Raw genomic sequence first — 26267 nt, 5'->3', positions numbered from 1 at the left:
GCGGACAGGGCCAGGGCGCCGCGAGATGGCGCGCCCCACCGCGGACGGGCAGACGTCGACCGCGCCGGCGACGCTCCCCCGACCCGTGCGCCCGCACCCCGAACCGCGCCGGGCGCCGCCACGCGAGAGCGCCGCGCGGCCGTCGCAGGGGATCCTGCGCAGGGTGACGCAGCACGGACGGATGATCTCGCTGCGTCGAAGCGCGCCGCTGCCGGCGGGGAGCCCGAGGCTCCTCGCAATGCGGCCCGGCAGCCGCAGCGCGCCGCGCCCCACAAGGCGGCCCCGGTTCCGCCGCCGCCACCGGAAACGGCGGCGCCCTCCGAGCCGCGCCGGGAGACCGCGTGGGTGCCTCCTCCCAGCCCCGCGTTCCCGCGGAAGAAGAAGCCGGCGCTCACCGCCAAGGAGGCGATGAAAGCCAAGGTGCAGGCGCGAGCCGGCAAGAAGGCAGCGAACCCCGCGCCGAGCCAGGCGGCGGAGCGCACGACGGCCCAGGCCACGGATGCCGCCCGCGACGACCTCACGGCGTCCGCCGCGGCGAAGCCCCGCGATGGCGGCGCGGCAAAGCCCCGCGATGGCGGCGCGGCGAAGCCCCGCGATGGCGGCGCGGCGAAGCCCCGCGATGGCGGCGCGGCGAAGTCCCGCGACGCCGCGCCCAGCTCGGGACGCCGCGACCAGGAGGCCGCGGCGGAAGCGCCGGCCAAGAAGCCCGGGCTGCTCCGGCGGCTGCTGGACCGGTTCCGTCGATCCGGCTAGAGCGACGGTCACCCCCCTCTGGTAAATGCCGCGCAGAGCGGCGGTCACCCGCACAGGAGACGGGCCCAGATCGGCGTTTTCGGCGCGCAGGCGTACTCCAGTACGCCGAGCACCGAAAACGTCGAGGTGGGCCCGTATCCGAAGCGGGTGACCGCCGCTCCAGTCACGGCGCGGCGTCGACTTCGATGGGCCGGCTGGCCAGGAGGTCGTCGAGCAAGGCGCGCAGCGCCACCGATCGATTGGCGCCCCGGGTATACAGGGCGGTTGCTTGAATGACCGGCAGCTCCAGGTGGGGGAGCAGGCGAACCAGCGAGCCGCCTTCCAGGTCACGCGACGCGAGGAACTCGGGTACGAGAGCGATCCCTAGCCCGGCCCTCGCGGCGTCCCGCGTGACGATCATGTTGCCAGTGCTCATGCGCCAGGGGACACGAACGGTCTCCCCGCCGACTTGCCAGCGGACGATGTCGGGCCGCGTGACGACGGCGACATGCCGGGCGAGGTCGCCGGGTCTCCGGGGCGCGCCGTGCTGCTCAAGCCAGCCGGGCGAAGCGACGATGACCATATGGATATCGGCCAGCTTGTGGCTGACCAGATCGCTGTCTCCGATCGCGCCCATGCGGATGGCCAGGTCGTAGCCGTCGCTGACCAGGTTGACGCGCCGATCATGGAGATGCAGGTCGATGCGAACCGCGGGATAACGCTTCATGAACGCCAGCAGGCGGGGCGCGATCGCCGCCTGACCATAGGCGACGGACGCGGCGATGCGCAGCAGCCCCGCGGGAGCCGCATTGTGGCTCTTGACCTCGGCGGTCGCTTGCTGCGCGTCCCGAACGATGGGTTTTACCCTGTCGAAGAAGCGCCTTCCAGCATCCGTCAGGCTGAGCGCGCGCGTGGAGCGGATCAACAGCGGTGCGCCGAGCCGCTTCTCCAGCAGCGCGAGGTTGCGGCTGATCGTCGCCTTCGGCAGGCCGAGCGCCCTGCCGGCCGCGCTGAGCGAGCCTTCCTCGACGATGCGCACGAACATCGACAAACCGGATAGATCATCGAGCACTCTCAATATTCCACTCCTCGAGCGCGGCCGTTCCAGGGCGCCAGCTGGCGCCGCCACGGGCAGCGTCGCAACCTGCCGTCCCCACCTGGGAAGAGCGGAGCACGCCATGGAGGGCGCGGCCGGCTCGCTCAGAGAAAGCGCACCTGGGCCGCGCGCGGGGCGGCCCGCTCCACGCCGTCAACGTCCTTGTTGGCGATCGGCGCGATGCGCTTGAGCTTGCCGCCCTTCCCGGCCTGCGTCACGTGGAGGACGCCGATCCGTCGTGACGGTGGCGAGGCGCTCGATCGCCATCCCGGCGGCCATCGCCAGGACGAAGGCGAGGACGACGCCGGAGCCGGTCGCGAGCGAGACGAGCGCCGGCCCGGGGCAGTAACCGGCCAGCCCCCAGCCGGCGCCGAACAGCGCGGCGCCGCCGAGGAGGCGCGCGTCGACGCCGCTGCGGGTCGGGAGGGAGACGCGATCGGCCAGGAGGGGGAAGCGCGGCGCGCGGGCGGCGGCAACGCGCTGCTGCCAGCGAAGGACACGGTAGGCGAGGAGATGCACCGAGATCGCGCCCACCATCACGAATGCGAGGCTCGGGTCCCAGTCGCCGGCGAGGTCGAGGAAGCCGATGACCCTGGACGGCTGGGTCATGCCGGAGACGCCGAGCCCCACGGCGAACAGCGCGCCGGTGACGAGCGCGAGCGCGCTCTGCTTCATCGCGCCGCTCCGAGCAGATGATGGCTGACGTAAACGGTGATGGCCGCGGTCGCCATGAACGTCATCGTGGCGACGAGCGAGCGGGCCGAGAGACGGCTGAGGCCGCAGACGCCATGGCCGCTCGTACACCCGTTGCCGAGCCGCGCGCCGAGGCCGACGAGCAGCCCCGCGGCGACCATGAGGCCGAGCGAGCCGCCGCCCGCCGGCGGAAAGGCGCCGGGATGCGCGACGGCGAGCGCGAGGCCGCCGAGGAGGAGGCCCGCGACGAACGCCGCGCGCCAGGCGGTGTCGCCGGGCTCGCGGAAGAGGAGCCCGCCGAAGATGCCGCTGATGCCGGCGACCCTCCCGTTGAAGAGCAGGAGCAGCGACGCGCTGAGGCCGATGAGGGCCCCGCCGACGAGCGGGCCTGTCACGGTGAATTCATGCACGATGAGACCTCGAGGGGTGATCGGGCGACAGCATAGCAACGCGCGCCGCAGATCCTCCAGGGGAAGGCAGGCCCGACCTCCCGCCGAGAAGGACAGGCCGAGATCCCCCGCCGGCGAGGCGCACACCCGCGTCGAGATCGCGAGTCGCGGCGCGCGCGCCGGGATGGCGGCCGGCGAAAGCAGGGTGTGGACGGCCGCCGGCACCTGAACGCTGCGCGCCACGGCCAGGGTCGAGCGGGCAACGCAGATCTCGCCGCGCCCGCGCTACAGTGAACGCGCAGCGCGACGACCCGCCTGGATCTCCGCCGGGCCGGCTCGGACCGCCGACCGTCTCCGGACAGCGCAGGTGGGGCTGGGAGCGGGGCGTGTCGCACACGACGCTGGCGCGGATGTGGGCAGGGGCGAGATTCTGCCGGAGGCCGGGGGGTGCTGGTGTATAGTGATCGGCCGATGGCCCAAGCAGGCTGGGAAGCGGTGGAACCGGCTTCGTGGCGCAAGACTCCGCGGGTCGGGGACATCGTCGGCGGCAAGTACCGCGTGGAGCGGGTGCTCGGGCGCGGCGGCATGGGGCTCGTCGTCTCGGCGCACCACGTCTCGCTCCGCCATCGCGTCGCGCTGAAATTCCTGCTCCCCGAGGGGCACACCACGCCGAGCGCCGTCGAGCGCTTCCTCCGGGAGGCGCAGGCCGCGGCGGCGATCGCCAGCGAGCACATCGCGCGCGTCATCGATGTGGGGCAGACCGACGAGGAGCTGCCCTACTTCGTGATGGAGTACCTGAATGGCATCGATCTGGAGGCGCTCGTGGAGACACGAGGCCCGCTGCCGGTCGAGCAGGCGGTGAGCTACGTGATCGAGGCCTGCGAGGCGCTCGCCGAGGCGCACGCGCTCGGGATCGTCCACCGCGACCTCAAGCCGGGCAACCTCTTCCTGGCGAGCCGCGCCGACGGCTCGTCCCTGATCAAGGTGCTCGACTTCGGCATCTCGAAGGCGTCGGAGGCGGGCGTGCTCGGCTCGAACGCCAAGCTGACCACATCGTCCGTGGTGCTCGGCTCGCCCCGCTACATGTCGCCGGAGCACATCCGCAATACCCGGACCGTGGACGCCCGCAGCGACATCTGGGCGCTCGGCATGACGCTGTATCAGCTCCTGACAGGGCGGCTGCCGTTCGAGAACGAGGCCATCTCGGCGCTATTTGTAAGCATAGTTACAGATCCGCCCGTGCCGCCGCGCGCGCACCGGCCCGAGATCCCGGTCGAGCTCGAGTTCATCCTCCTGATGTGCCTGGAGAAGAACCCGGCGCGCCGCCCGCAGACGGTCGCCGAGCTTGTGTCGCTGCTCGAGCCGCTGGGGTCGGAGTCCGCGCGCCTGACGGCGGCGCGCATCCTGCGCAGGGCCATGGGGAACGAGACCGTGGACGCGCCGCCGGCGCCGGGCCGCCCGAGGGAGGTCGAGGAGGACGCCCAGACCTTGACCGGACCGCGCATCGCCGCGCTCGGAAGGGCGCAGGGGTGGGCGACGTCCACGCCGTCCACGCAGCCGTCCGCGGCAGCGACCGCGGCGTCCGTGCCGCCTGCGGCCGGCTCGTGGCCCGCGGGGGTGACGGCGGCGTCCGTGCCGCCTGCGGCCGGCTCGTGGCCCGCGGCGACCGCGGCCTCCATGCCGCCCCCGCAGGCCTCCGTGCCGCCCGCCTCCGCCCCTTGGCCCACGGCGACGCTCACCTCCGTGCCGCCCCCGCAGGCCTTCGCTGGAGCCACGTCGGCCGCGAGGGCGTCGCGCCCGGACGAGCTGCCGGCGCCGGCGGCGGCGCAGGACGAGCCGCGCGAGAGCAGCCCCGCAGGAGACGCCCGCGGGCGCCGTGGCCGGCGGAGCGCGCTCGCGCCCGTGGCGGCGGCGCTCGTCGTGCTCCTCGGGGGTGCGGCGGCGCTCGTGTGGCTGGGACGCGGGGCGGCGCCGGTCGCGGGCGCGCCGCCTGCCGGCGAGGCGGCCTCGCGGGCCGCACCGGCGCAGGACGAGCCGGCGGCGGCGCTCGCGGACGAGACGCCCGGGGCTTCGCCCCTCGCGCCGTCCGTCCTCCTCACCCCCCCTGCGTCGGCCGCCGCCGCCGCTGCTGCGAGCGGGTTCGCCGCGGCCGGCGCCGCGCTCGCGCCGTCGAGCTCGGCGAGGCCCGCGCGCCCGCGCGCCGTGCTCCCGCCGCCGGCGACCGGCGCCGAGCCGGCGGCCAGCGGCGACCGCACGACGACGAGGCCGGTGCGCCTGCGCGAGCACCGCTAGCGGCATGCATCCAGCGCCCTCGAGCACACGCGCTCGCCGGTGGAGGCGCGCTCGCCGGTGGAGCCTCGCCGCCCTGCCCCTCCTCGCGGGCGCGCTGCTGCTCCAGGCCCCCGCCGCCCGCGCCGACGGCGAGGGCCAGGCCGACGAGGCCGATCTCCACTTCGAGATGGGCCGCGACAGCTACAAGAAGGGGCAGTTCCCCGCGGCCCTCGAGCATTTCCTCGCGTCCAACCGGCTCGTGCCGAACCGCAACGTGGTCTTCAACATCGCGCTCACCTACGAGGAGCTGGGCCGCTTCGCCGACGCGCACCGGTACTACGACGACGCGCTCGAGGGCGAGACCGACGCGGAGATCGTCGCCGAGGTGCAGGCAGCGCTCGCGCGGATCGCGCCGCGCGTGGCCGTGCTGCAGATCGTCACGTCGCCGCCGGGGGCCACGATCTACGTCGATCGCAGGAACCTCGGCGCGCGCGGCACGGCGCCGCGCCGGCTCGCCCTGGCCGAGGGGCGCCACCGCATCCTCGTCGAGCTCGCCGGCCACGAGCCCCTGGCGGTGGAGGACATCGCGGTGAGGCTCGGGCAGACAAAGGACGTGCTCATCGTGCTCCGCCGCATCGTGGGCTCGGTCCGGGTGGACGTGCGCGGCGCGAGCGAGGCCACGGTGCACGTCGACAGCGAGGGCGCGCCGCCCGCCTGCACCGCGCCCTGCGAGCTCGACCTGCCGCCGGGCCGCCACGTGCTCTATTTCTCGCGCGCCGGCTACCAGGCGGCGCCGCAGCCGCTCACCGTCGCCGCGCATCAGACGATGTCGATCACGGCGGCGCTCAGCCCGCTCACGGGCTCGATCCTCGTGCGCGCCGGCGAGCCCGACGCCCTCGTCGAGATCGACGGCCGGCCGATGGGCTTCACGCCGTCCGTGATCCAGGGCGTCGCCGTGGGCCGGCGCCGGGTCCGCGTCAGCCTGCGGGGCTTCACGCCGATCGAGCGGACGATCGAGGTCTCGGCCGGCCAGCAGGCGGAGCTGCGCGACCTCGCGTTGGAGCCGCTCCGGGAGGTCTCGTCCGCCTCGCGCGTCCTCGAGCGCGTGGACGACGCGCCCGCCTCGATCAGCGTCATCGAGCAGCAGGAGCTGCGCGCCTTCGGGTACCCGACCATCGCGGAGGCGCTGCGCGGCACGCGCGGCGTCTACCTGTCGAACGACCACGTCGTCTACTCGGCCGGGATCCGCGGGCTCGGCGAGCCGCTCGACTACGGCAACCGGCTCCTCGTCCTCTCGGACGGGCACTCGACGAACGACAACATCCTGAACGCCTCGTTCGTGGGCTCGGACGCGCGGGACGACCTCCACGACGTCGACCACATCGAGGTCGTCCGCGGGCCGGGCTCGCTGCTCTACGGCACGGGCGCCCTCTCCGGCATCGTCAACCTCGTGCCGCGCGGCCGCGACGAGCCCACGGGCGCGCACGTGACGGCCGGCACCTACTACGACGGCGTGGGCCACGCGCGCGCCGGGTTCCACTACAACGCCGGCAAGGACGCGGGCGTGCGGGCGAGCGTCACCGGGGCCCGCTCCGACGGGTTCGACGTCCCGGTGGCGCTGAGGGCGCCCGGCGCCGGGCCGCGCGCGCAGATCGCCGAGCGCGCCGAGATCTTCCGGGCCGGCGGCACCACCGGGCGCGCCTGGTACGGCCCGTTCACGGCGCAGTGGATGTACCACACGCGCGAGCAGCGGATCCCGACCGGCTACGTGGGCACGCGGCTCAACGATCTCGGAACGAGCTACGAGGACGCGCACATGATGGCCGAGGTGCGCTTCGAGCCGCGGCCCGCGGCCGACCTGCAGTTCATGGCGCGCGTCCACGCGAACCGCTTCGTCTGGCACGGGGTCTACAGGTTCGACGAGGAGACGATCTTCGAGCAGCAGCACGGCACCTGGCTGGGCTCCGAGATCAGGGCGGCGTGGACGCCGCTCCCCGAGCTCCGGGTCACCGCGGGCGGCGAGATGCAGGGGCACCCCGAGGCGACGCTGCGCGGCGTCTTCGCGGACGGGCGCGTCAGCACGAAGCGCGAGTCGTTCGGCTTCGGCGCCGGGTACGTCATCGTCGACGGCTCGCCCGCGCCGTGGATACGCTTCTCGGCGGGCGCGCGCCTCGACGTCTACAGCACGTTCGATCCCATCGTCGTGCCGCGCGCCGCGGTCATCTTCCGCCCCGCGCCCGGCGGCGTGCTGAAGCTCATGGGCGGGAGCGCCTTCCGCGCGCCGAGCGTCTCCGAGCAGTACTACGAGGACGGCAAGACGCAGGTGCCCGCCGTCGACCCCGAGAAAGGCCTCGTGCTGCGGCCGGAGTCCATCCATTCCGCCGAGATCGAGTACACGCAGCGCATCGGTGACGCCTGGATCGCGCTCGGCGCCGTCCACGCGAGCAGGCTGTCGGAGGGGATCTCCATCGAGGAGAACGGCGGGCTGCTGCGCTACGCGAACAGCAAGCACGACGCGTTCGTCGTGGGGGGCGACGTCGAGCTCCGCCGCGAGTGGCGGCAAGGCTGGATGCTCGCGGCGATGTACGGCTACCAGCGCGCCCAGCACGAGGGCGGAGAGCGGCTGATCAACGCCCCGGAGCACCTCGCGTCGTTCCGCGGCGTCGTCCCGGTGGTGGAGCGGCTCGCCGCCGCCGCGCTGCGGATCAACCTGGAGGCGCCGCGTCGGATCTCGCGCAGCGCGGGCGGCGCGACCGAGGCCGCCATCGTCGCGGATCTCACGGTGTCGGGGGAGCTCCAGCGCTTCCACACGCGCTATGTGATCGGCCTCTACAACGCGATGGGCACGCGGTACGACTACCCGGCCGCGGAGACCTACCTCTCGTCCACGAGCCGGCAGAACGGCAGGACGTTCCTCGCCGAGATCACCGTCAGCTATCCCTAAGTTCGGTGCGTCAGAGATCCAGCACGTGCATTCTCGCAGGCGTGGACCGAATTCCCGGTCGGCGACCTGACACGAAGGGCTCTCGTCGACGTCCCGTCGGGCATCAACAGGCCGCCTTGTTCATTTCGCCAGAAGGAGGAGAACCCGATGATCATCGAGCTGACCCCGAGCTTCGAGGTGTTCGACCCCCGCTTCCGTAAGCTCGCGCTCCCGCACGTGCACGTCGACAAGCTGTACACGGGCTGCCGCTGGGCGGAGGGGCCGGCGTGGTTCGCAGCGGGGCGCTACCTCGTCTGGTCGGACCTCCCGAACGACCGCATGCTGCGCTGGGACGAGACCGACGGCTCGGTCTCGGTGTTCCGCCAGCCCGCGATGAACACCAACGGCCACACGGTCGACCTGCAGGGCCGCCTCGTCTCCTGCGAGCACCGCGGCCGCTGCGTCTCGCGCACCGAGCACGACGGCTCGCGCACGGTGCTCGCGTCGCACTTCGACGGCAAGCGGCTGAACTCGCCGAACGACGTGGTCGTGAAGTCCGACGGCAGCATCTGGTTCACCGACCCGAGCTACGGCATCGACAGCGACTACGAGGGCGACGCGTCGCCGAGCGAGCAGGGCGCGCAGCGCGTCTACCGCGTCGACCCGGTCTCCTTTGCGCTGACGGTCGTCGCGAACGACTTCGCGCAGCCCAACGGCCTCGCCTTCTCGCCGGACGAGTCGCTGCTGTACATCGCCGACACCGGCGCGACGCACGTGACGGACGGCCCGCACCACGTGCGCAAGTTCCGCGTCGACGCGAATGGCACGCTGACCGGCGGCGAGGTGTTCGCGACCTGCCCGGTGGGCGTGTACGACGGCTTCCGCGTCGACGTGCACGGCAACCTGTGGCTGTCGGCCGGCGACGGCGTGCACTGCCACGCGAGCGACGGCGCGCTGCTCGGCAAGGTGCTGATCCCCGAGACGGTGGCCAACGTCTGCTTCGGCGGCGCCAAGCGCAACCGCCTGTTCATCTGCGGCACGACCTCGCTGTACGCGGTCTACCTGAACACCCGCGGCGCCGGGTAGTGGTCGCATTTGCCCAGAGAGAGTTCACATGAAGGCGGGAAGGCGGGAAGATCATTGAGCTTTTCTTCCCGCCTTCCCGCCTTCATGTTCAAATCCGACCATCACCCGGCGCCGGGCGCTCGCTGGCGGGTCATCGTCCCTCCTGATGCTGTCGGCCGTAGACCAGCAGCATGGCGATGATCACGGCGCCGTAGATGATCTGGCGGCCGGCCTCGGGCATCTGCAGCACGCTGAGCATGCTCTGGAGCAGCACGATCAGGATCGTGCCGAGGACGGTGCCGAGGAACGTCCCGCGTCCGCCCATGATGTTGGTTCCGCCGATCACCACCGCGGCGATGGCCGGCATGAGGTAGTCGTTGCCCATGGACTGGTAGGCCTTGTGCGAAAAGCCCGCCAGCAGCATGCCGGTGATGGCGGAGCACACGCCGCACATCACGAAGGCGCCGATCAGCACAAGGTGCGTCCTGACGCCCGAAAGATAGACGGCCTGCTCCTGGTTGCCCACGGCATAGATGTAGCGGCCGAGCGCGGTCTTCTTCAGCACGAAGGTGCCGAGGCCGCCGACCAAGATCCAGACGAACAGCGAGTTCGGGATGGAGAGCGTCTTGCCCACGGCCAGGACCTCCATCCACGCTGGCGCCTCGCTACGCGGAGCGAAGCCGCCGGTGTAGACCACCATCAGCCCCTGAAGCACGGTGTTCGTGCCCAGCGTGAAGATCATCGAGGGCACGCGAAGGTAGGCGACGCCGAGCCCGTTCACCAGGCCCGCGGCGGCGCCGACGGCCAGGCCGCAGGGCAACGCGGCCCAGCCGCCGAGCCCTGCGGCCAGCATGGCGCTCGAGGTGAGCACCCACGGCAGCGAGAGATCGATGTGACCGAGCAGGATCACGATCATCATGCCCGTGGCGGCCACGCCCAGGAAGGCGGCGATCTGCAGCTGTTGCAGGAGGTAGTACGGGCTCAGGAAGCTCAGCGTGCCCTGGGTGAGCAGCGTGCCGATCGAGCCGATCACGAGGACGACGCCGATCGACAGCAGCGTGTACCAGGTCGGCTTGTCGATCTCGCCGAGACGGCTCTTGAGGGAGGGGAGCTGTTGCATCGGGCTCACCTGAAGACGTGCAGCCGGTTCTTGACGCGGACGACCCAGAGCGCGCCGAGGGAGACGGCCGCGAGCAGGATGAGGCCCTCGAACAGCGGCTGGTAGAGGGGGTTGGCGAGGAAGCCCAACGCCGAGCCCTCGTTGAGGACGCGGAAGTTGAAGGCGACGGAGCGGAGCACCAGCGCGCCGAAGAGCGATCCTATGGCGCCGCCGATGCCTCCGTACAGCGAGGAGCCCCCGATCACGACGCAGGCGATGGAGTTCAGCGTGTAGGCGCCGGCTTGTGGGATGTCGGCGTTGCCCGACGTCGTCTGCAGCGCGAGGTAGAGGCCGCCGACGCTGGCGAAGAACCCCGACAGCGTGTACGCGGCCAGCTTGACGCGCTTGATGCGGACGCCCGACATGTACGCCGCCTCCTGCGACGCGCCGACGGCGTAAGCGCCGAGGCCGTAGCGGGTGCGGCGGTAGTAGGTCCAGAGCAGCGCGAGCAGCGCCATCCAGATCGCGGGCGACGGGATCTCGCCGACGAAGCTCAGCGCGCCGTCGAGGGGGGCGGCGCCCGCGGCCTGCAGCAGCTCGTTGAGATCGAAGGTCGCCGCGAACGCCAGATCGCCATCGACCTGGCCGCCGGGCGTCGGTCTCAGGAACAGCGCGATGCCGATGAAGATCGTGCCCGAGGCCAGGGTGGCGATGATCGGTTGCAGGCGGCCGTACACGACGAGGCAGCCGTTGAGCAGGCCCGCCGCCATGCCCACGGCCAGGCACAGCAGGATGCCCAGGAAATTCTCGAGCGCGCCGCCGGCAAGGACGTGCGAGGCCACGCAGTTGACGAGCGTGATCACCGCCCCCACGGACAGATCCAGGCCGCCGGTCAGCACGGGGATCGTCTGGGCCATGGCCGCAGCCACAAGCACGAACGACTCGTTGGCGTTCTGCCCCACCAGCGACGCGCTGAAGCCCTTGGGATGGGACAGCGAGTAGAGCCCGTAGAAGAAGATGCACAGACCGACGGCCACGAGCAGGCCCTGGTTCTGGCGTACGCGGAGCTTCCAGTCCTTCATCGTGCCTCTGATTGCGCGCGCTCGGGCCCGCCGCGCAGACCGAGGGCCAGGTCCAGGATGTTCTTTTCGGTGATGTCGGCCCCCACAAGCTCGCCCTGCACGCGGTTCTGGTAGAGGACGAGCACGCGGTCACAGCAGCCGATCAGCTCGTCGTAGTCCGTGGTGTAGAAGAGGATGGACGTGCCGGCGTCCGCCAGCTCGCGGAGCAGCTGGTAGATCTCCTGCTTCGTGCCGACGTCGATGCCGCGGGTGGGGTCGTTGAGCATCAGCAGCCGCGGCTCCGTCATCAGCCACTTGGCCAGCACGACCTTCTGCTGGTTGCCCCCGGACAACGACGACACCGGGTCGTTGAGCGAGCCGATCTTGATCTGGATGCGGCGCACCATCTCGTCGACGCGCGCGGCCTCGCGCTGGCGGTCGAGCACCACGCCGCTCGTGAACTTGTCGAGCGAGGCCAGCGACATGTTCGCGGCGATGGCCATCGGCAGCATCAGGCCTTCGGTCTTTCGGTCTTCGGGCACGAGGGCGATGCCGTGCGCACGGTCCTTGGCCTGGCGCGGGCTCGTCAGCTTGACCGGCTTGCCGTCGATCTTGATCTCGCCGCGCAGATCCTTGAGCACGCCGAACAAGCCGAGCAACAGCTCGCGCTGACCCTGGCCGTCGAGCCCGCCGATGCCGAGGATCTCGCCCTTGCCGAGCTTGAACGACACGTCATCGAGCTGCCGCTCCCAGCTCAGCCCGCTCACCTCGAGGAGCGTCGCCGGGAAGCTGCGCGCCGCCGGCTTCGGCGGGAAGACGTGACCCATGTCACGGCCGATCATGAGCTCCACGATCTGGTCGTCGCTGTGGTGGCCCTTGGCGAAGGTCTCGATGTGCCGACCGTTGCGGAACACCGACATCACGTCCGCGAGCTCCTTGATCTCGTGCATGCGGTGCGAGATGTAGAGCATGCCGACGCCCTGAGCCTTGAGCTCGGCCAGGAGCGCGTAGACCTTCTTGACGTCGCTGCTGGTCAGCGCGGAGGTGGCCTCGTCCAGGATGAGCAGCCGCGGGTTCTTGCCGAGCGCCTTCGCGATCTCGACCATCTGGCGGCGCGAGAGCGGCAGGTCGCTCACCCAGGCGTCCGGGTTCACGCCCTCGCAGCCGACGCGCGCCAAGAGCTCCTCGGCCCTGCGGACCTGCGCCTTGCGATCGAAGAGCCCCAGGCGGTTTACCGGCATGGTGATACCGATGTTCTCGGCCACGGTCAGCGTCGGCATCAGGGACAGCTCCTGAAAGACGCAGACGATGCCGGCGGCGTTCGCCTCGATCGGGTGGTCGAACCGGACCGGCTCGCCATGGAGCAAGAGCTCCCCGGCGCTCGGCTCGACCACGCCGCCGATGATCTTGATCAGGGTGCTCTTGCCCGCGCCGTTCTCGCCGAGGATCGCGTGCACCTTCCCCGCCTCGCAGGCGAAGTCGACGCCGCTCAGGGCCGTGACTCCGCCGTAGTGCTTGGAGACGGCCCGGAGCTGGAGAAGCGGAGGGCTCACCGGTTCGGTCATCATGCTGGGGCGCCCGCGGCGCGCTACTTCACGTCGGATTCCGACTCGTTCATGATCTTCATGCCCGAGATGTTGACCCCGCAGGGCGGGAACTCGTTGGGCGTGAAGAAGTTGTCGGAGAGCTCGGAGAAGAAGCTCTCACCGTCCTTCAGCGTTGTGTGATCGGCGGCGGGGATCGGCACGGAGATCATCTGCGGCAGCACCTTGCCTTGCAGGCCCTCGAGCGCCGCCTTCATCGCGATGGCCGCGAGCCCCGGCGACTGGCCGAGCGACAGGCCCTTCATGCCCTGTTCGTGGTGCTTCGCGATCAGCTTGCGCACGCCGTTCTCGGCCTCCGTGGCGACCGGGATCGGCTTGTGGCCGGCGTCGAGCAGCGCGCGGACGGCGCCCGTCGAGCCGCCCTGCGCGAAGAGCGCGTCGAACTGGCGGTGCACGGCCAGCGCGTCGGCCACCGCCTTCTGCGCCTTGCCGTCGTCCCAGCTGCCGACCACCTCCACGATGGTGTAGCTCTTCCCCGGCGCTTCCATGACCTCGCGGAAGCCGACGTGGCGGTCGCGATCGACGGAGTTGCCCTGCAGGCCGCGGACCTCGAGCACCTTGCCCTTCCCACCGAGCTGCTTGTCGAGGAACTCGCCCCACTGGCGCCCCATCGCCAGCTGGTCCTCGTTGACCTGCATCACCTTGTCCGTGTCGAGCACGTTGTCGAACGGAACCAGGATGACGTCCTTCTTGTCAGCGAGACGGATCACGCGATCGAAGCCGTCGGGGCTGACGGCGAGCGTGACGATGCCGTCGAAGCCCTGGTTGATGAAGTCCTCGATCGCGCCGAGCTGGGCCGCGACGTCGGTGCCGGTCGACACCACCTTGAACTCCTTGAGCAGCGGCGCGATGGCCGGGTCCTTGGCGAAGGCCTTGGCCGTCTTGACCATCTGGATGCGCCAGGCGTTACCGACGTAGCCGTTGACGAGCGCGAGGCGGAACGGCGGCTTTCGCGCCGTCCACTGCAAATACTTGGTGTCCTGCTTCCACGGCGCGAAGCACTCGGGGTTATAGCCGGGCCCTGGCACGACCTTGGGCCCTTGCCCGCTCGGCGCCTGCGCGGCCGCGGCGCTGGCGGAGCCTCCTGCGGCCGGAGCGCTGTCGGGCTTGTCTTTGCAAGCAGACAGACCAGACAGACCCAAGAGCGCGAGCGCGCAGCTCAACACCGCCGCTGCGCGCCGCGCCGATCCACGTGACTTCAACTGGCCAATCGACATCGTGCCGCTACCTTTCGAGCAAAGAGACGTGGTCGGATAGAGACCTCTACGGCCCATCAGACGTCGTCACGTTCTCGCCCTCACGAGCTACGAGGGCAATGTCTGCGTGCCGCCGTATTGCTCACGGCAAAAGCACTGGGGTACAAACGATCCGCGTTTGGCGAGCGACGGTGTCGCGCGTCATTCCCGGGGCACCACGCGGATTTCGCGAGCGCCCTCAAAATTCAATGATCCGATCGGCGACGCTCGTGGGGCCTGCCACGAGAGATCTTCTGGTTTCGGGGCTTAGGAAATCCAAACGCGATCCGGAAGTCAAGTTCCTCGTTGTGACCGTTCACATCGTACAGCCACGCTGCACGCGCTGGCTGAATGATGGAACTTCGCGCGATCCGCCTTCCTGGAAAAATAACGCCACATCAGAAGCCTATGTGCCAGAGGAGCTCCGCTCAGCGGCGATGGCGCGACCGAGGAGCCCGATGATGCGCTCCGCATCATAGACGCAACCACCCCAGCTGCCGCCGCTGGCATCCTGAAGCGCAGCCCACAACCGCGTATCCGGGTTCACTCGGCCGTCCGGTTGAAGGGCTGGATTGGGCGAACGGGCGGCAAGACCGCCGTCCTCCACGCCCACGACGTCCACCGTCCCCTCCAGCCTGCGCGTGTCGATCCGCAGCCTGATGCGGTCGCCGTCGCGCACGCGGCCGATGGGCCCCCCCGCCCACGCCTCCGGGCTGACGTGGCCGATGCACGCCCCGGTGGAGACGCCGGAAAAACGACCGTCCGTGACCAGGGGGATACGGTGCCCGTCCTTCACGTGCTTGAGGGCGGAGGTGATCTGGTAGGTCTCCGGCATTCCGATACCGGGACCGATGCCGATCAACACCATCACGTCACCCGGCTGCACCGCGCCCGTCTTGATCGCCTCGATCGCCGCGTGCTCGCTGCCGAACACGCGCGCAGGTCCTTCGTGCAGATAGACGCCGTCCGGTCCGATCCCCTGGGGAGCAATCGCGGTGCTCTTCACGAGCGCTCCCTCGGGCGCGAGGTTGCCGCGCAAAAAGGTCACCGTGCTGGTGAGCCCGCGCTCGCGTGCCGTCCCGGCGGACATGATCACGTCGTCCGGGTCGATGCCGTCCAGCTGCCGCAGTTTGTCGCGCAGGCGCCGGCGCCGCTCGCTGCGTTCCCACCACTCGAGGTTCTCGCCCAACGTGAGGCCGCTCACGGTACGCGCATCGAGCCGCAGCAGGCCAAGCGCGCGCAGATGGAGCATGACCTCCGGGACGCCTCCCGCGAGGAAGACCTGCACCGTGGCATAGTGTCGGGGCCCGTTGGGCAGCACGTCCACCAGGCGCGGAACGAGGGCGTTGACGCGCGCCCAGTCGTCCACCGTGGGGCGTCGGAGTCCGGCCGCATGGGCGATGGCCGGCACATGGAGCACCAGATTCGTCGACCCGCCGACGGCGGCATGCAGCACCATGGCGTTGTGGATGGAATCGTCGGTGACGATGTCCCGCGTGGTCACGCCACGTCGCTCGAGGGCCATGAGCGCGTGCGCCGAACGGCGGGCGAGGTCGCGCCATATCTCGGCGCCCGAAGGGCTGAGCGCGCCGTGCGGGAGGGCGAGGCCGAGCGCCTCCGCCACCACCTGGCTCGTCGCGGCCGTCCCCATGAACTGGCAGCCGCCGCCGGGGGAACCGCAGGCGCGGCAGCCCATCTCGGCGGCGTGGTCGAGGCTCACCTCCCCGCGCGCATAGCGCGCCGCGAGGGTCTGGACCTTGGCGGTGTCCTCCGCCTCCTCGGCGAGGAGCGTGACGCCTCCCGGCACGAGCACCGCGGGGAGGTCGAGCGTGCCGGCGAGCGCCATCAACATGGCCGGCAAGCCCTTGTCGCAGGTGGCGACGCCGAGCACGCCTCGGCGGGTGGGCAGCGAGCGGATCAGCCTCCTGAATACAATGGCGGCGTCATTGCGGTAAGCGAGGCTGTCGAGCATGCCGACGGTGCCATTGGTCCGCCCGTCGCACGGATCGCTGACATAGCCGGCGAACGGAATGGCTCCGCTGGCCGTGAACGTGCGGGCGGCCTCCTCCATGAGCAGCCCCACCTCCCAATGCCCCGTGTGGTACCCAAGCGCGATCGGCGTGCCGTCGGGCGCGCGGATCCCCCCCTGCGTGCTGAGCACGAGGAACTGCTTCCCGCTCAGGCGCGCAGGATCCCACCCCATCCCGGCATTCTGGGTCCAGCCGAACAGCTCGCCGCTGGACATGGCGCGTAGCTGCTCGGCCCCGAGCGGGAGGCGCCCCGACGGTCCGGGCGCGGTGGTGCGCAGGGTGTAGATCGCCTCGCTGCCGGACTCGAACACCGGGTCGTGGTTCATGCGCGGGGCGCGATGGGGTCACGGGTGGCGCGGCCATCGACGAGCCGTGATATCCCGAGCGGATTCTCGTCGCGCAGCTCCAACGGGAGCAGCGCGGGCGGACACGACTGGTAGCAGACGGGACCTGCGAAGCGCAGGATGGCCGCGGCTCCAACCGAGGTGAAGCGCGCGTCACTGCTCGCTGGATACGGCCCGCCGTGGTGCATGGCGTGCGACACCTCCACGCCCGTCGGGTAGCCATTGAAGACAAGGCGGCCCGCGACCCGGCTGAGGACATCGACAAGGTCCTGGGCGGCGGCGAGATCGTCGGCGGTCCCGTGAAGCGTGGCGGTGAGCTGGCCATCGAGCGCGCCGAGGAGCTGAAGTAGCTCTCCGCGGCTCGAAGCGGTGACGAGCAGCGTGTACGGTCCGAAGATCTCGTGCGCGAGGTGCGGCTGCCGCGCGAAGTCGGCGGCGGAGACGCGAGCGACGCGCGCGCCGGTGTCGGTCAGCCACGCCACCCCTTGCAGCTCCCGCACGGAGCGGTCGAACGACGCCTGGATACCGGCGTGCAGCATCACACCGGGGGTGACGGCGCGGGCTCGGCTGGCGACCGACTGCGCAAACGCATCCCATTCAGGGGAGGCCAACCCCAGGACAAGGCCCGGCTTGGTGCAGAACTGGCCGACGCCGAGCGTGCACGAGCCGACCAGCGCCTCGGCGATCGCGTCGCGGCGCTCGCGCAGCGCGCCGGGCAGCACGACCAGCGGGTTGATGCTGCTCATCTCGGCAAAGACGGGGATGGGCCGCGGGCGGGCGGCGGCGGCGTCATAGAGGGCGCGACCGGCGCGGGTGGACCCGGTGAAGGCCACCGCCTGGATGGCCTCGTGGCGCACAAGCGCGAGCGAGACCTCGGGCGAGGCACCGTGCACCATGCCGAAGACGCCGGCAGGCAGGTTCGCCTTCTGAACGGCGGAGCGCAGGGCCGAGGCCACGAGGTCGGAGGTGCCGGGATGCGCCGGGTGGGCCTTGACCACGACCGGGTTGCCTGCGGCGAGGGCGGAGGCGGTGTCGCCGCCGGCAACGGAGAACGCGAGGGGGAAATTGCTCGCGCCGAAGACGGCGACCGGGCCGATCGGCCGCAGCATGCGGCGCACGTCGGGGCGCGGGAGCGGCTTGCGATCCGGCAGCGCGGGATCGATCCGGGCATCGACCCAGGAGCCCTCGCGCACGACGGCGGCGAAGAGGCGCAGCTGGCCGGTGGTGCGGCCGCGTTCGCCTTCGAGGCGGGCGACGGGCAGCCCGGTTTCCCTGTGTGCGGTCTGGATCAGGACCTCGCCGAGCGCCATGATCTCGTCGGCGGCGGTCTCCAGGAACCGGGCGCGCATCTCCGGCGCGAGGCCGGCGAAGGCCCGCTCCGCCGCGGCGGCGGCGCGGGCGGCGGCGTCGATCTCGGCGGCGGTGGCGTCGCGGTAGGCGCCGAGTTTTTCCCCGGTGGCGGCGTTGTGGGCGAAGAATTCCATGGGGTCAGCGGGAAGCGAAGCTCACGAGCGTGCCAGCCGGATCGATCGAACGCAGCATTTCATTCTTCTCCTGGGGCGTGAACGTACTCGGGGGCCTACGCGGAAACGAGGAGGAACGCATCGAGCCGCGTGCTCTTCGCAAGATGCGCCTCGTCAACCTTGAGATATCGGATTCGCCAGCGTTCCGACGCCGCGGATCGTGATCTCCACGAGGTCGCCAGGCTCCAGGGTGAACGAGTCTGGCGGCACGATGCCGGTCCCGGTCATCAGGACGACGCCCGCGGGGAAGCTCAGCTCGCGCATGAGGTAGGCGACGAGTTCCTCGGGCGAGCGCCGCATCCTCGCGGTCGAGGTCTCCCCCGTGAACACCGCCTCGCCCCTGCGCCGGATCGCGAGCTCGATGGGGAGCGCGCGCAGATCCAGCCCGGGCTCGTCCGCGAGCGCGATGACGGGGCCGAGCGCGCAGCAGCCGTCGTAGACCTTCGCCTGCGGCAGGTAGAGGGGGTTGTCGCCCTCGATGGACCGCGACGAGACGTCGTTGCCGGCCGTGTAGCCGACGATGCGGCCCGCCGCGGACACGACGAGCGAGAGCTCCGGCTCGGGCACGTTCCAGCTCGAGTCGCGCCGGACGCGCACCGGTGCGCCCGGGCCGGCGACCAGGCGGGGCATCGCCTTGAAGAACAGCTCCGGGCGCTCGGCGTCATACACGCGGTCATAGAAGTCGCCGCCGCCGGCGCTCTCTTCTTTGCGCGCGTTGCGCGAGCGCTCGTAGGTGACGCCCGCCGCCCAGACCTCCTGCACGTCGATCGGGGCGAGCAGCGGGACGTCGGGCGGGAGGGGGTGGGCTGTGGCGCGCGCGTCGCGCACAGCGCCGAGGGGATCGGGCAAGGCGAGCCACGAGGCGACGGACGCGAACGCCTCCGGGGACGCCGCCGTGAGATCGTGACGCGCTCCCCGCTCGTCCTCGAGCCCGAGGCGCGGCCCGCCGCCACCTGCAAACCGAAACACTTTCATGTCACCGCATGATCCACCTCTTACACGATCTGTAAAGCCACTTTTTCGCTCTCGCCGCTGCGCCTCTCGTGCGCGCCGACCCAGACCGCGCCCGGCGGCTCGCCGGTCTCGAGGTCGATCTCTCTCCTTGACCCGGCGGGCCGGAACGGCCTCGAGTCGAGGAGCGTCACCCGGCGGTACCCGAGCGCCCCCAGCTCGCGCGCGGCGACGGCGAGCTCGAGGCCGGCGGTGTCGTCGGCGCCCGGGTCGGCCGACGAGGGGATGTAGACCACCGCGCCGGAGCCGGCGGCCTCGATGTCCCGCAGGGCGCCGAACAGGTCGGCGTCGCCGAGGAGGTCCGAGACGAGCGCCGCGCGGTGGGTGTACACGATGGCGCGGGCGTCGGCGGGCGCCGGCGCGCCGTGCGTCAGGAGGAGCAGCTGCCGCTCGCGACGCAGCCTGTACGTGTGCGCCCGCCACTCGCCGCTCAGGCCCGCGGGCCGGAACGGGGTGGTCCGGACGCGCGTGGCGATGTCCTCGCGCTGCACCCTGTGGCGGATGACGTCCCCGATGGCGACGAACGGCACCCCGTGGCGCGCCGCGAAGCGCGAGAGGTCCCGGCGGCGCGCCATCGTCCCGTCATCGTTCATGATTTCGCAGATGACGGCGGCCGGGGTCGCCCCGGCGAGCCGCGCCAGGTCGACCGCGCCCTCGGTGTGCCCTTCGCGCTCGAGCACCCCGTCGCGGCGCGCCCGGAGCGGGAAGACGTGCCCCGGCGACACGACGTCGCGCGGCGCCGCGCCCCGGGCGATGGCGGCCGCGACGGTGCGCGCCCGGTCGCGGGCGCTGATGCCGGTCGTGACGCCCTCGCGCGCCTCGATGCTCACCGTGAACGCCGTCGTCCGGCGGGAGCCGGCCCGGGTCGCCATGAGCGGCAGCCCGAGGCGGTCCACCTGCTCTTCCGTGAGCGCGAGGCAGATCAGCCCCCGGCCGTGGGTCGCCATGAAATTGATGGCGGCCGGCGTCGCGTGCTCCGCCAGGACGACGAGATCTCCCTCGTCCTCGCGCGCCTCGTCGTCGACGAGGATCACCATGCCGCCGGACCGGAGCTGCTCGACGGCAGCCTGCACACGCACCGCTGATGACGAAACTGCCATGCACCCTATCCCTTGCCTCTTTGCGCCTGAGCGTTGAATCCTGCTTTCCCGCTGCGAGAGGCCGTCGAGGCTCGAGGGAGCGCGCGATGGCTCCTCGCGACGGCGGCTCGACGCGTGCGCCGGGGCGCTGCGCTGGGGCGGGCCGCAGCGCGCGGGCCGCGCGCCGTCACCCCTTCGGCTTGCCGTTCGCGTCCCACTCCACCCAGAAGCGCTCGTGGCCGAGGTCCTTCAGCGCGCGGTTGAGGAAGCGCCGATCGGTCCAGGACTCGACGTCGAAGGTGCTCCTGATCAGGCCGAATTTCTTCGAATCGGCGACCGCCGACTTGTACCGGGCGATGGCGTACTCGTCGAGCAGCGGGCTGGCGTTCTGCTTCATGTCCTCGCCCTGCTGCGCTTCCTTGAAGTTCGAGAAGGGCGTGCCCGACTTCGACCACAGCTGGAAGGCCTGCGTGCGGTTCTTCTCGTCCGAGACCCACGCCGCGGACCTCACCGCGGTGGTGATGATGCGCTGCACGATGCCGGGGTGCTCGTTGATGAAGTCCTCCCGCGCGACGACGCCTGAATTGCTCGGGTAGGTCGGAGAATCGCCCTTCGTCGAGTAGACGATCTTGGCGATCCCCTGATCGCGCAGGGAGAGAAAGCTCGTGCCGCCGAACACCGCGTCGACGTCCTTCGTGGCCAGCGCCGCCGTCGCCGTCGCCGTGTCCATGCTGATGGAGCGGATGTCCTTCTCGGTCAGGCCGTGGCCCTCGAGGACGCGGTTCGCTGAGAGCTGGGTGGCCGTGCCCTTCTGGTAGGCCACCTTCTTGCCGCGCAGATCACGGACCCCGTTGATCTGCGAGTCCGCGGGCACCACCAGATAGGCGTGGCCGCGCCGGCTGGCGCTGGCCAGGAGCCGCGTCTTGAGGCCGCTGGCCCGGCCGACCACCGAGGGCAGGTGACCGTGAGTCCAGATGTCGAGCAGGTTGTTCGCCACCGCCTCGTTCACGGCCGGACCGGCGCCGCGGAAGAAGCTCCACTTGACCTCGATGCCGTCCTTCTTGAACTCCTCGGCCAGGGTCCCCTGGAGGTGCAAGAGGCTGAAATAGCTGCCCCCGGTGACGGGGCGATTGCCCACGCCGACGCCCGGCACGCCAACACGGATCACACTGGGCCCAGCGGCCTGGGCGCTGCCTGCCAGGAGCGCTCCGGAAACCGCCGCCGCAGCGCCTCCCAAGAACTGACGTCTATCCATGGTGCGGCCATGTGCACCGGACATGCCACCCGCTGGAGCCCCTGAAATCAGCGGTCCGGCGCGTCGTGCTGCTTCCAGGGGAGCACTCGATCCGCAACGATGCTGGCGGGGGGACACCGTGTAGGCCAGGCGGGGCGCCGCGCGCGGCGGAGCGTGCCCCAGCGCGGCTCGCCCCGGGCCGGGCGCGCGCGGCCGGGGCGGCTCGGAGTCAGCCGCCGAGCCCTCCCGGGCGCGCGCTCGCGAAGATCGCGACGTTCCTCGGCGTCACCTCGGGGTCGAAGACGATCGCCGCCTCGACCTCGTGACCCTGCTCGCCGAGCGCCATCGCGCGGTCGAGCGCGACGGCGACCTCCGTGAGGCGGGCCAGGAGAGAGCGCGGCAGCGTGAGCCGGCGCATCCGGCCGAACGCCGCGCGCGCCGCGCGCTCGCGCTCGCGGAGCTCGACCTCGGTCGCCGGCGAGAGGCCCCGCAGCTCGAGCGCCCGCGCCGCGAGCTCGCGCAGGCCGCCGTGCGCGCGACGCCGGTTGATCCCGCGCATCTCCTCGCCCAGGGCGACGTCGAGCCCGCGGCCGCGGAGCAGCGAGAGCAGCGCGTGCCGCCGCTCGCGCGCCGCGAGCTCCTCGTCCAGGCTGGCCTCGACCCCCGCGCGGCGCGCCGTGAGGTTGGTGAGGCCCAGCGCCTCGCGCCGGAGGACGAGCCCCGCGGCCCTTGCCGCCGCCGAGAGGGGGGCGCGGGCCGGGGCGCCGATCTTCTGCAAGCAGCACGAGACGAGCGCGAGATCGCAGCGCGCCGCCCCCGCCGCCGTCACCATGCGATCCCCGAGCTCCCCGCAGGCGTGCAGGCCGACCGGCAGGTCGTCCGGCGCGAACGCGAGCGCCTGCTGGAAGGCGTCGAACGCCACGAAGCGCGCCCGGCCCCCGGCGGCCAGCGCGGAGGCCGTCGCGACGCGGTCGGGCTCGCGCTCGAGGCCGATCGCGTCGCGATCGAAGCGCGCGGCGGCCAGGCGGGTGAAGTGCCCGTGCCCCGCGCCCACGTCGACGAGGCGGCGGGCGCGGACGGCCATGGGAGCCACGGCGCCGAGCAGGGCCTCGAGCTGGAGCCGCTTGCGCGCCGGCACCGCCCGGAGCTCGTCCAGCGACGCCGGCGGGAGCGGCTGGACCGGCCGCCGCGGCAGCCTCGCGGCCTCGTCCGCGGCGCCCGCCAGGGCCCTGAGGCTCGCCGGCGCGCCGTCGAGGCCGTCGATGCACGCCGCGAGCCCGTCGGCCTCACAGCGGGCGAGCTCGCCGTCCGTGAGCGAGAGGAGGAAGCCCGTCCAGCCCCGCGCCTCGCACCAGGCCGGCGGCGCGCCCTCGTCGACGCGCGCCTCGACGATATCGAGCGCCGGCGCCAGCACCTCGAGGGCGCGCGCGAGGCGCTGGGCGACGGGGAGAGGCGTGTTCGACGGGAGCATGCGGGGAACCGGAGCAGGGCGAGGACTACCGGATCCGCGCGGCGCCAGGAAGGCGCCTCGATCGCGCGGGTGCCGCTGGGAGCCCTGCCCGACTGCGCGGCAATGGTCCCCTGCCCCACGGACCCCAGGACGACCGCCTCCCGTGCCATCATGGCCGGCATGAAGCCCCTGTCGCTCTCGCCGTCCCTCATGCTCGTCGGTCTCGCCGGTCTCGCCGCCGGCTGTCACAAGGAAGCCCCGGCGCAGGCCCCGCCGGCGGTCGACGCAATGCCTCGGACGCAGGACCCCGCCGCGACCGGCGCCGCACCGGGCGACGGCAGCGGCGCGTCGGCCGACGGCAGCGGCGCGGCGACCGAGCCGCGATGCGAGGCGGACGCCGACTGTGTGGCGTCCTGCGCGCGGGCCGGGCAGTGCTGCGACCAGCTGTGCCCGCCGTGCGACCAGGCGTTCCACCGCGACGCGCTCGCGGCGCTCCAGCAGTGGCGCGCCGCGAGCTGCGCCGCCGAGAGCTGCCCGGTCGCCAAGTGCATGGCGCCGAAGGAGGACTCGGTCGCCCGCTGCAAGGCGGGGCAGTGCGTCGTCGAGCGCGTCCCGCACGTCGAACAGTGACCTGCCGTTGCGCGGCCGGCCGGTGAACGGCGCCGCCGAGCAACCCCCCCACGGTGCGTTTCGCCACAGGCCGCACCTGCGCCACATCGATCGAGCCCAACGCCGCCAGGCGGCCCTTCTCCGGCGTCCTTCGCGCCGAGGCCGCCGGTCCTGGCCCTGTGTTTGCACTGCGCAGAGCCGGGAACATCGCGATCCCGGCGACGGACGACCCTCCACCCCACGGCGCTCGCCGTGAAGAACAGCGGCTCAGCTCTCGCCGAGATCGCCGCGGGAGGTCCCTTGGGCATCGAGATCCAGCAAGATCACTTCAGGACCGTCGATTACGGGCTGTTCAAAGCGCGCCTCCAGCAGCACCTCACCGCGCTGGAGATGGTGCTCAGCCGGCCGGGGTTCGGCCTGGGCCATCTACCGCGCGAGGAGGCGCTCCGGCGCATGCTCGAGCGGTACATGGCCGAGGTCGACTCCGGCAACCCCGTGCACGCCTGGGCGATCCCGGGCGCCGGCGCGACATGAGGTCGCCATGACCTGGGACGCCACACGAGCGCTCGCCGAGCAGATCGACGCTCGGCTGGCCGCGCCCGATGCGATGGACGCGGCGCGGTTCGCGTCGTTCCTCGACGGCCAGTGGAGGCTCGGGCTGGTGCACGGCGCGCGCGCGCTGTGCCGCCACCTGCGGCCCTACCTCATCGCGGCGCAGGACTACGCCGCGGTCGCGCGCGCCGCCGAGCGGATCGCCGCCGCGCTCGAGCGCGTCGCGCGGCGCGCGCTCGAGGACGCCGCGCTCGCCGAGGAGCTGGGGCTCTCCGCGGACGAGCGCGCCCTCGCCGCCCTCGATCCCGGCGAGGGGCCGTTCCTCACGGTCGGGCGGCTCGACATGCTGGTCACCGAGGGCGGCTTTTCCTTCATCGAGTACAACGCCGACTCCCCCGCTGGCATCACCGACCAGCTCCTCGTCGAGCAGACGCTGATGGCGCTCCCCCCACCTGGCGCCGCTCCGGGGCGGGCCAGGCGTGCGCACGCCGGCGCCGCACCGGGGGCTCCTGCGCGCCCTGCGCGAGGGGTACGCTGCGTGGGGCGGGCGCGAGGCGAGGCCGACGATAGCCATCGTCGACCGGGCCGCTGTCGACACCTCGGCCGAGTTCAAGGTGCTCTCCGGGCTGTTCTCGGCCGAGGGGCACCGGACGCTGATCCTCGATCCGGGCCAGCTCGAGATCGACGGCGACCGCCTCTCCGCCGGCGGAGTCGAGCTCGTCCTCGGCGAGCAGGAGAGCTTCGTGCTGAAGCCGAACGACGAGTACGGCGGCAAAGGCGTGCTGCTCGGGTGGCAGACGCCTCCGGACGCGTGGAGGAAGGCTGTCCGCGGCGCCGCGGATCAGCGCACGATCGTGCAGGAGCGCAGCCGCGCGCGCACGGCGCGCATGCCGACGCTCCGAGGCGGCGGCCTCGTGGAGGAGGAGGTCTACTTCGACCTTTGCCCCTTCGTGTTCGCCGGTCGCATGGAGGGCGCCATGGTGCGGCTGTCGGCCTCGGCGGTGAGCAACGTCTCTGCGGGCGGCGGCGTCACAGGGCTCTTGATCGTCGACGATGCGCGCACGCCACGGGAGGATATGCGCCATGTGTGCTGTCCTGCATCCTCCGCCAGGCCCCGTTCGGCGAGGCCACGCTCGTGGACGCCGACCTCAAGGTGAATTTCAACGACGTCCAGGGCCTCGGCCCCGACGCGCGCATGGCGGTCGTGGCCACCGAGCCGCTCACGCGCGACGAGCTCTGGCGCAAGGCGACGCCCGGCACCCTCTGGGTGTTCCGCGCCGGCGAGCTCCTGGCGTCGTTCCCCAGGCCTCCGGCCCCGAGGCCCCCGTGTCGAGCGAGCTCCCGGGGGGCGCCGGGCAGGCGCCTCACGGCTGAGCTGCACGGCTGAGGTGGCTTCCATCCGCGGCGCCGGACGGCGGATCGCGGTCAGCCGCGCGGGCGCGCGAACAGGTCCCGGAAGAAATCGCTCAGCGTGTGTTCCTTGTAATCGCGGAACTCGCCGGCATCGAAGTAGACGCCGCCGCAGACGCTGCAGCTCTCGTACCAGATGTGCGGCTGCTGCGGGTCGACCATGCGCACCATCGGCGTCGAGCAGCGGGCGCACGGCACCCGCCGGATCTGGTTGTTCTTCCGCCCCACCGCGGGGTCGCCGGTGTCGATCTGCTGCGAGCCCTCCATGGCCTTGAGCGACTCCTTCTCACGGCTGTCGAACCAGATCCCGCCGCACGCGGTACACCGGTCGACATCGACCCCGCCGAAGGTGATGACATCCATCGAGGCCGTGCATTTCGGGCAGTTCACGTCGCGCTCTCCAGTGCGGCGGGCGCCGCGGTCCGGCTCGATGCTATCAGACGGGTCGGAGCGCGTGAAGAGCCGGCGTCACGCGGAGCAGTCCGGCGCGAGCCGCAGCGCCTGGACGAGCGACCTCGCGCCGCGGGCGTCATTTCGAGCCCAGCTTCTTCTTCACGATCTGCTGCAATCGCTCGAAGTAGGGGCCGTCGCGCCGGACGGCGATGCCGAACAGCGCTGTCCCGAGCTTCTTCTGCGAGTAACGACATAACGGGACATCTCCGGGTGGGCCCCAGGTCATCGATCATCTTCACGTAATGAGGATGTGGCATGTAGATGAGCTCGGGCTTGTAGGCCTCGAAGAGCCTGTCCGCGGAGAACGGCTCGAGCGCGAAGCGCCGGTCGTTGAGGCCGGCCAGGTCGACGATCGTCTTCTCGAGGTTCATCGCGCCGAGCATCCCGACCTCGGTCGTGGCCAT

General features: G+C 71.7%; 24 protein-coding genes (1 of these 24 only partly in view). 8 read left to right on the top strand and 16 right to left on the bottom strand.

Translation table 11 applies throughout. From position 1 onward, the window contains the following. The first annotated feature begins 345 nt into the window (after window positions 1–345). Complete coding sequence (locus WMF28_RS10675) at window positions 346–753, top strand: hypothetical protein (protein WP_437602065.1); 408 nt, start codon at window positions 346–348, stop codon at window positions 751–753. Between the two features lie 163 nt (window positions 754–916). On the opposite strand, the gene WMF28_RS10670 is transcribed toward WMF28_RS10675, so the two are convergent. From WMF28_RS10670 to WMF28_RS10660, 3 genes are all read right to left on the bottom strand, one after another. Next, complete coding sequence (locus WMF28_RS10670; protein WP_437602064.1) at window positions 917–1804, bottom strand: LysR family transcriptional regulator; 888 nt, start codon at window positions 1802–1804, stop codon at window positions 917–919. 177 nt (window positions 1805–1981) lie between these two features. Further along, window positions 1982–2503, bottom strand: coding sequence for a DUF6691 family protein (locus WMF28_RS10665; RefSeq protein ID WP_437602062.1), 522 nt, complete (start codon window positions 2501–2503; stop codon window positions 1982–1984). Next, on the bottom strand, window positions 2500–2931 hold the full coding sequence (locus tag WMF28_RS10660; protein WP_437602061.1) for a YeeE/YedE family protein: 432 nt from the start codon (window positions 2929–2931) through the stop codon (window positions 2500–2502). The genes WMF28_RS10665 and WMF28_RS10660 overlap by 4 nt, the downstream gene beginning before the upstream one ends. A gap of 450 nt (window positions 2932–3381) precedes the next feature. Here WMF28_RS10660 and WMF28_RS10655 point away from each other — a divergent pair, with 450 nt between their 5' ends. The 3 genes from WMF28_RS10655 (at window position 3382) to WMF28_RS10645 (ending at window position 9190) form a co-directional block, all read left to right on the top strand. After that, entirely contained in the window at window positions 3382–5202 is a 1821-nt protein-coding gene (locus WMF28_RS10655) for a protein kinase domain-containing protein (protein WP_437602060.1), read from the top strand. Window positions 5203–5206: 4 nt separating this feature from the next. Continuing rightward, complete coding sequence (locus WMF28_RS10650) at window positions 5207–8125, top strand: TonB-dependent receptor domain-containing protein (RefSeq protein WP_437602059.1); 2919 nt, start codon at window positions 5207–5209, stop codon at window positions 8123–8125. Window positions 8126–8272: 147 nt separating this feature from the next. Beyond that, on the top strand, window positions 8273–9190 hold the full coding sequence (locus WMF28_RS10645; protein WP_437602058.1) for an SMP-30/gluconolactonase/LRE family protein: 918 nt from the start codon (window positions 8273–8275) through the stop codon (window positions 9188–9190). 130 nt (window positions 9191–9320) lie between these two features. On the opposite strand, the gene WMF28_RS10640 is transcribed toward WMF28_RS10645, so the two are convergent. The 10 genes from WMF28_RS10640 to WMF28_RS10595 form a co-directional block, all read right to left on the bottom strand. After that, a complete protein-coding gene (locus WMF28_RS10640; protein ID WP_437602056.1) occupies window positions 9321–10289 on the bottom strand; it encodes an ABC transporter permease in 969 nt (322 codons plus the stop codon). A gap of 5 nt (window positions 10290–10294) precedes the next feature. Then, window positions 10295–11350 carry an ABC transporter permease gene (locus WMF28_RS10635; protein WP_437602055.1) on the bottom strand — a complete coding sequence of 352 codons (1056 nt, stop codon included), beginning with the start codon at window positions 11348–11350 and terminating at the stop codon, window positions 10295–10297. Beyond that, window positions 11347–12894, bottom strand: coding sequence for a sugar ABC transporter ATP-binding protein (locus tag WMF28_RS10630; RefSeq protein WP_437604240.1), 1548 nt, complete (start codon window positions 12892–12894; stop codon window positions 11347–11349). The genes WMF28_RS10635 and WMF28_RS10630 overlap by 4 nt, the downstream gene beginning before the upstream one ends. A 23-nt stretch (window positions 12895–12917) precedes the next feature. After that, the gene (locus WMF28_RS10625) at window positions 12918–14075 is read right to left on the bottom strand and encodes a sugar ABC transporter substrate-binding protein (RefSeq protein ID WP_437602054.1); all 1158 of its coding nucleotides are present in this window, start codon (window positions 14073–14075) and stop codon (window positions 12918–12920) included. 499 nt (window positions 14076–14574) lie between these two features. Further along, complete coding sequence (locus WMF28_RS10620) at window positions 14575–16524, bottom strand: YjhG/YagF family D-xylonate dehydratase (RefSeq protein WP_437602052.1); 1950 nt, start codon at window positions 16522–16524, stop codon at window positions 14575–14577. Then, window positions 16521–18026, bottom strand: a complete 1506-nt coding sequence (locus WMF28_RS10615; RefSeq protein ID WP_437602051.1) for an aldehyde dehydrogenase (NADP(+)) — start codon at window positions 18024–18026, stop codon at window positions 16521–16523. Before WMF28_RS10615 ends, WMF28_RS10620 begins: the two co-directional genes overlap by 4 nt. 153 nt (window positions 18027–18179) lie before the next feature. Beyond that, entirely contained in the window at window positions 18180–19040 is an 861-nt protein-coding gene (locus WMF28_RS10610; protein ID WP_437602050.1) for a fumarylacetoacetate hydrolase family protein, read from the bottom strand. Window positions 19041–19060: 20 nt separating this feature from the next. Next, window positions 19061–20176, bottom strand: coding sequence for a 3,4-dihydroxy-2-butanone-4-phosphate synthase (ribB, locus tag WMF28_RS10605; protein WP_437602049.1), 1116 nt, complete (start codon window positions 20174–20176; stop codon window positions 19061–19063). A gap of 166 nt (window positions 20177–20342) precedes the next feature. After that, the gene (locus WMF28_RS10600) at window positions 20343–21323 is read right to left on the bottom strand and encodes an ABC transporter substrate-binding protein (protein WP_437602048.1); all 981 of its coding nucleotides are present in this window, start codon (window positions 21321–21323) and stop codon (window positions 20343–20345) included. A 295-nt stretch (window positions 21324–21618) separates the two neighbouring features. After that, window positions 21619–22860 carry a methyltransferase gene (locus WMF28_RS10595; RefSeq protein WP_437602047.1) on the bottom strand — a complete coding sequence of 414 codons (1242 nt, stop codon included), beginning with the start codon at window positions 22858–22860 and terminating at the stop codon, window positions 21619–21621. A 159-nt stretch (window positions 22861–23019) separates the two neighbouring features. Here WMF28_RS10595 and WMF28_RS10590 point away from each other — a divergent pair, with 159 nt between their 5' ends. Further along, window positions 23020–23469, top strand: coding sequence for a hypothetical protein (locus tag WMF28_RS10590; RefSeq protein ID WP_437602046.1), 450 nt, complete (start codon window positions 23020–23022; stop codon window positions 23467–23469). 279 nt (window positions 23470–23748) lie between these two features. Beyond that, a complete protein-coding gene (locus tag WMF28_RS10585) occupies window positions 23749–23982 on the top strand; it encodes a hypothetical protein (RefSeq protein ID WP_437602045.1) in 234 nt (77 codons plus the stop codon). Between the two features lie 186 nt (window positions 23983–24168). Here the strand turns inward: WMF28_RS10585 and WMF28_RS10580 are convergent, their stop codons facing one another. Beyond that, on the bottom strand, window positions 24169–24408 hold the full coding sequence (locus WMF28_RS10580) for a hypothetical protein (protein WP_437602044.1): 240 nt from the start codon (window positions 24406–24408) through the stop codon (window positions 24169–24171). Between the two features lie 71 nt (window positions 24409–24479). Here WMF28_RS10580 and WMF28_RS10575 point away from each other — a divergent pair, with 71 nt between their 5' ends. Continuing rightward, complete coding sequence (locus WMF28_RS10575; protein ID WP_437602042.1) at window positions 24480–25157, top strand: hypothetical protein; 678 nt, start codon at window positions 24480–24482, stop codon at window positions 25155–25157. Then, complete coding sequence (locus WMF28_RS10570) at window positions 25136–25387, top strand: class II glutamine amidotransferase (RefSeq protein ID WP_437602041.1); 252 nt, start codon at window positions 25136–25138, stop codon at window positions 25385–25387. Before WMF28_RS10575 ends, WMF28_RS10570 begins: the two co-directional genes overlap by 22 nt. A 38-nt stretch (window positions 25388–25425) precedes the next feature. On the opposite strand, the gene WMF28_RS10565 is transcribed toward WMF28_RS10570, so the two are convergent. Both WMF28_RS10565 and WMF28_RS10560 read right to left on the bottom strand, forming a co-directional pair. Continuing rightward, window positions 25426–25800 carry a zf-TFIIB domain-containing protein gene (locus WMF28_RS10565; RefSeq protein WP_437602040.1) on the bottom strand — a complete coding sequence of 125 codons (375 nt, stop codon included), beginning with the start codon at window positions 25798–25800 and terminating at the stop codon, window positions 25426–25428. After that, window positions 25797–26267, bottom strand: the 3' end of a protein-coding gene (locus WMF28_RS10560; RefSeq protein WP_437602038.1) for a hypothetical protein. The gene runs 495 nt beyond the window's last position; only the last 471 of its 966 coding nucleotides appear in the window; its start codon lies beyond the right edge, outside the window; it ends in the stop codon at window positions 25797–25799. Before WMF28_RS10560 ends, WMF28_RS10565 begins: the two co-directional genes overlap by 4 nt.

Source organism: Sorangium sp. So ce590, assembly GCF_051521365.1.
Lineage (GTDB): Bacteria > Myxococcota_A > Polyangia > Polyangiales > Polyangiaceae > Sorangium.
The sequence above is the reverse complement of the archived record's forward strand: the minus strand, read 5'-3'. Positions and strand labels throughout refer to the sequence as shown.

What these genes read in the sequence shown, in the direction of transcription:
- WMF28_RS10635 (WP_437602055.1), bottom strand. Translation starts at nt 11,350, where the DNA reads ATGAAGGACTGGAAGCTCCGCGTACGCCAGAACCAGGGCCTGCTCGTG.
- WMF28_RS10620 (WP_437602052.1), bottom strand. Translation starts at nt 16,524, where the DNA reads ATGAACCACGACCCGGTGTTCGAGTCCGGCAGCGAGGCGATCTACACC.
- WMF28_RS10615 (WP_437602051.1), bottom strand. Translation starts at nt 18,026, where the DNA reads ATGGAATTCTTCGCCCACAACGCCGCCACCGGGGAAAAACTCGGCGCC.
- WMF28_RS10630 (WP_437604240.1), bottom strand. Translation starts at nt 12,894, where the DNA reads ATGACCGAACCGGTGAGCCCTCCGCTTCTCCAGCTCCGGGCCGTCTCC.
- WMF28_RS10665 (WP_437602062.1), bottom strand. Translation starts at nt 2,503, where the DNA reads ATGAAGCAGAGCGCGCTCGCGCTCGTCACCGGCGCGCTGTTCGCCGTG.
- WMF28_RS10650 (WP_437602059.1), top strand. Translation starts at nt 5,207, where the DNA reads ATGCATCCAGCGCCCTCGAGCACACGCGCTCGCCGGTGGAGGCGCGCT.
- WMF28_RS10590 (WP_437602046.1), top strand. Translation starts at nt 23,020, where the DNA reads ATGAAGCCCCTGTCGCTCTCGCCGTCCCTCATGCTCGTCGGTCTCGCC.
- WMF28_RS10595 (WP_437602047.1), bottom strand. Translation starts at nt 22,860, where the DNA reads ATGCTCCCGTCGAACACGCCTCTCCCCGTCGCCCAGCGCCTCGCGCGC.
- WMF28_RS10610 (WP_437602050.1), bottom strand. Translation starts at nt 19,040, where the DNA reads ATGAAAGTGTTTCGGTTTGCAGGTGGCGGCGGGCCGCGCCTCGGGCTC.
- WMF28_RS10655 (WP_437602060.1), top strand. Translation starts at nt 3,382, where the DNA reads ATGGCCCAAGCAGGCTGGGAAGCGGTGGAACCGGCTTCGTGGCGCAAG.
- WMF28_RS10640 (WP_437602056.1), bottom strand. Translation starts at nt 10,289, where the DNA reads ATGCAACAGCTCCCCTCCCTCAAGAGCCGTCTCGGCGAGATCGACAAG.
- ribB (WP_437602049.1), bottom strand. Translation starts at nt 20,176, where the DNA reads ATGGCAGTTTCGTCATCAGCGGTGCGTGTGCAGGCTGCCGTCGAGCAG.
- WMF28_RS10645 (WP_437602058.1), top strand. Translation starts at nt 8,273, where the DNA reads ATGATCATCGAGCTGACCCCGAGCTTCGAGGTGTTCGACCCCCGCTTC.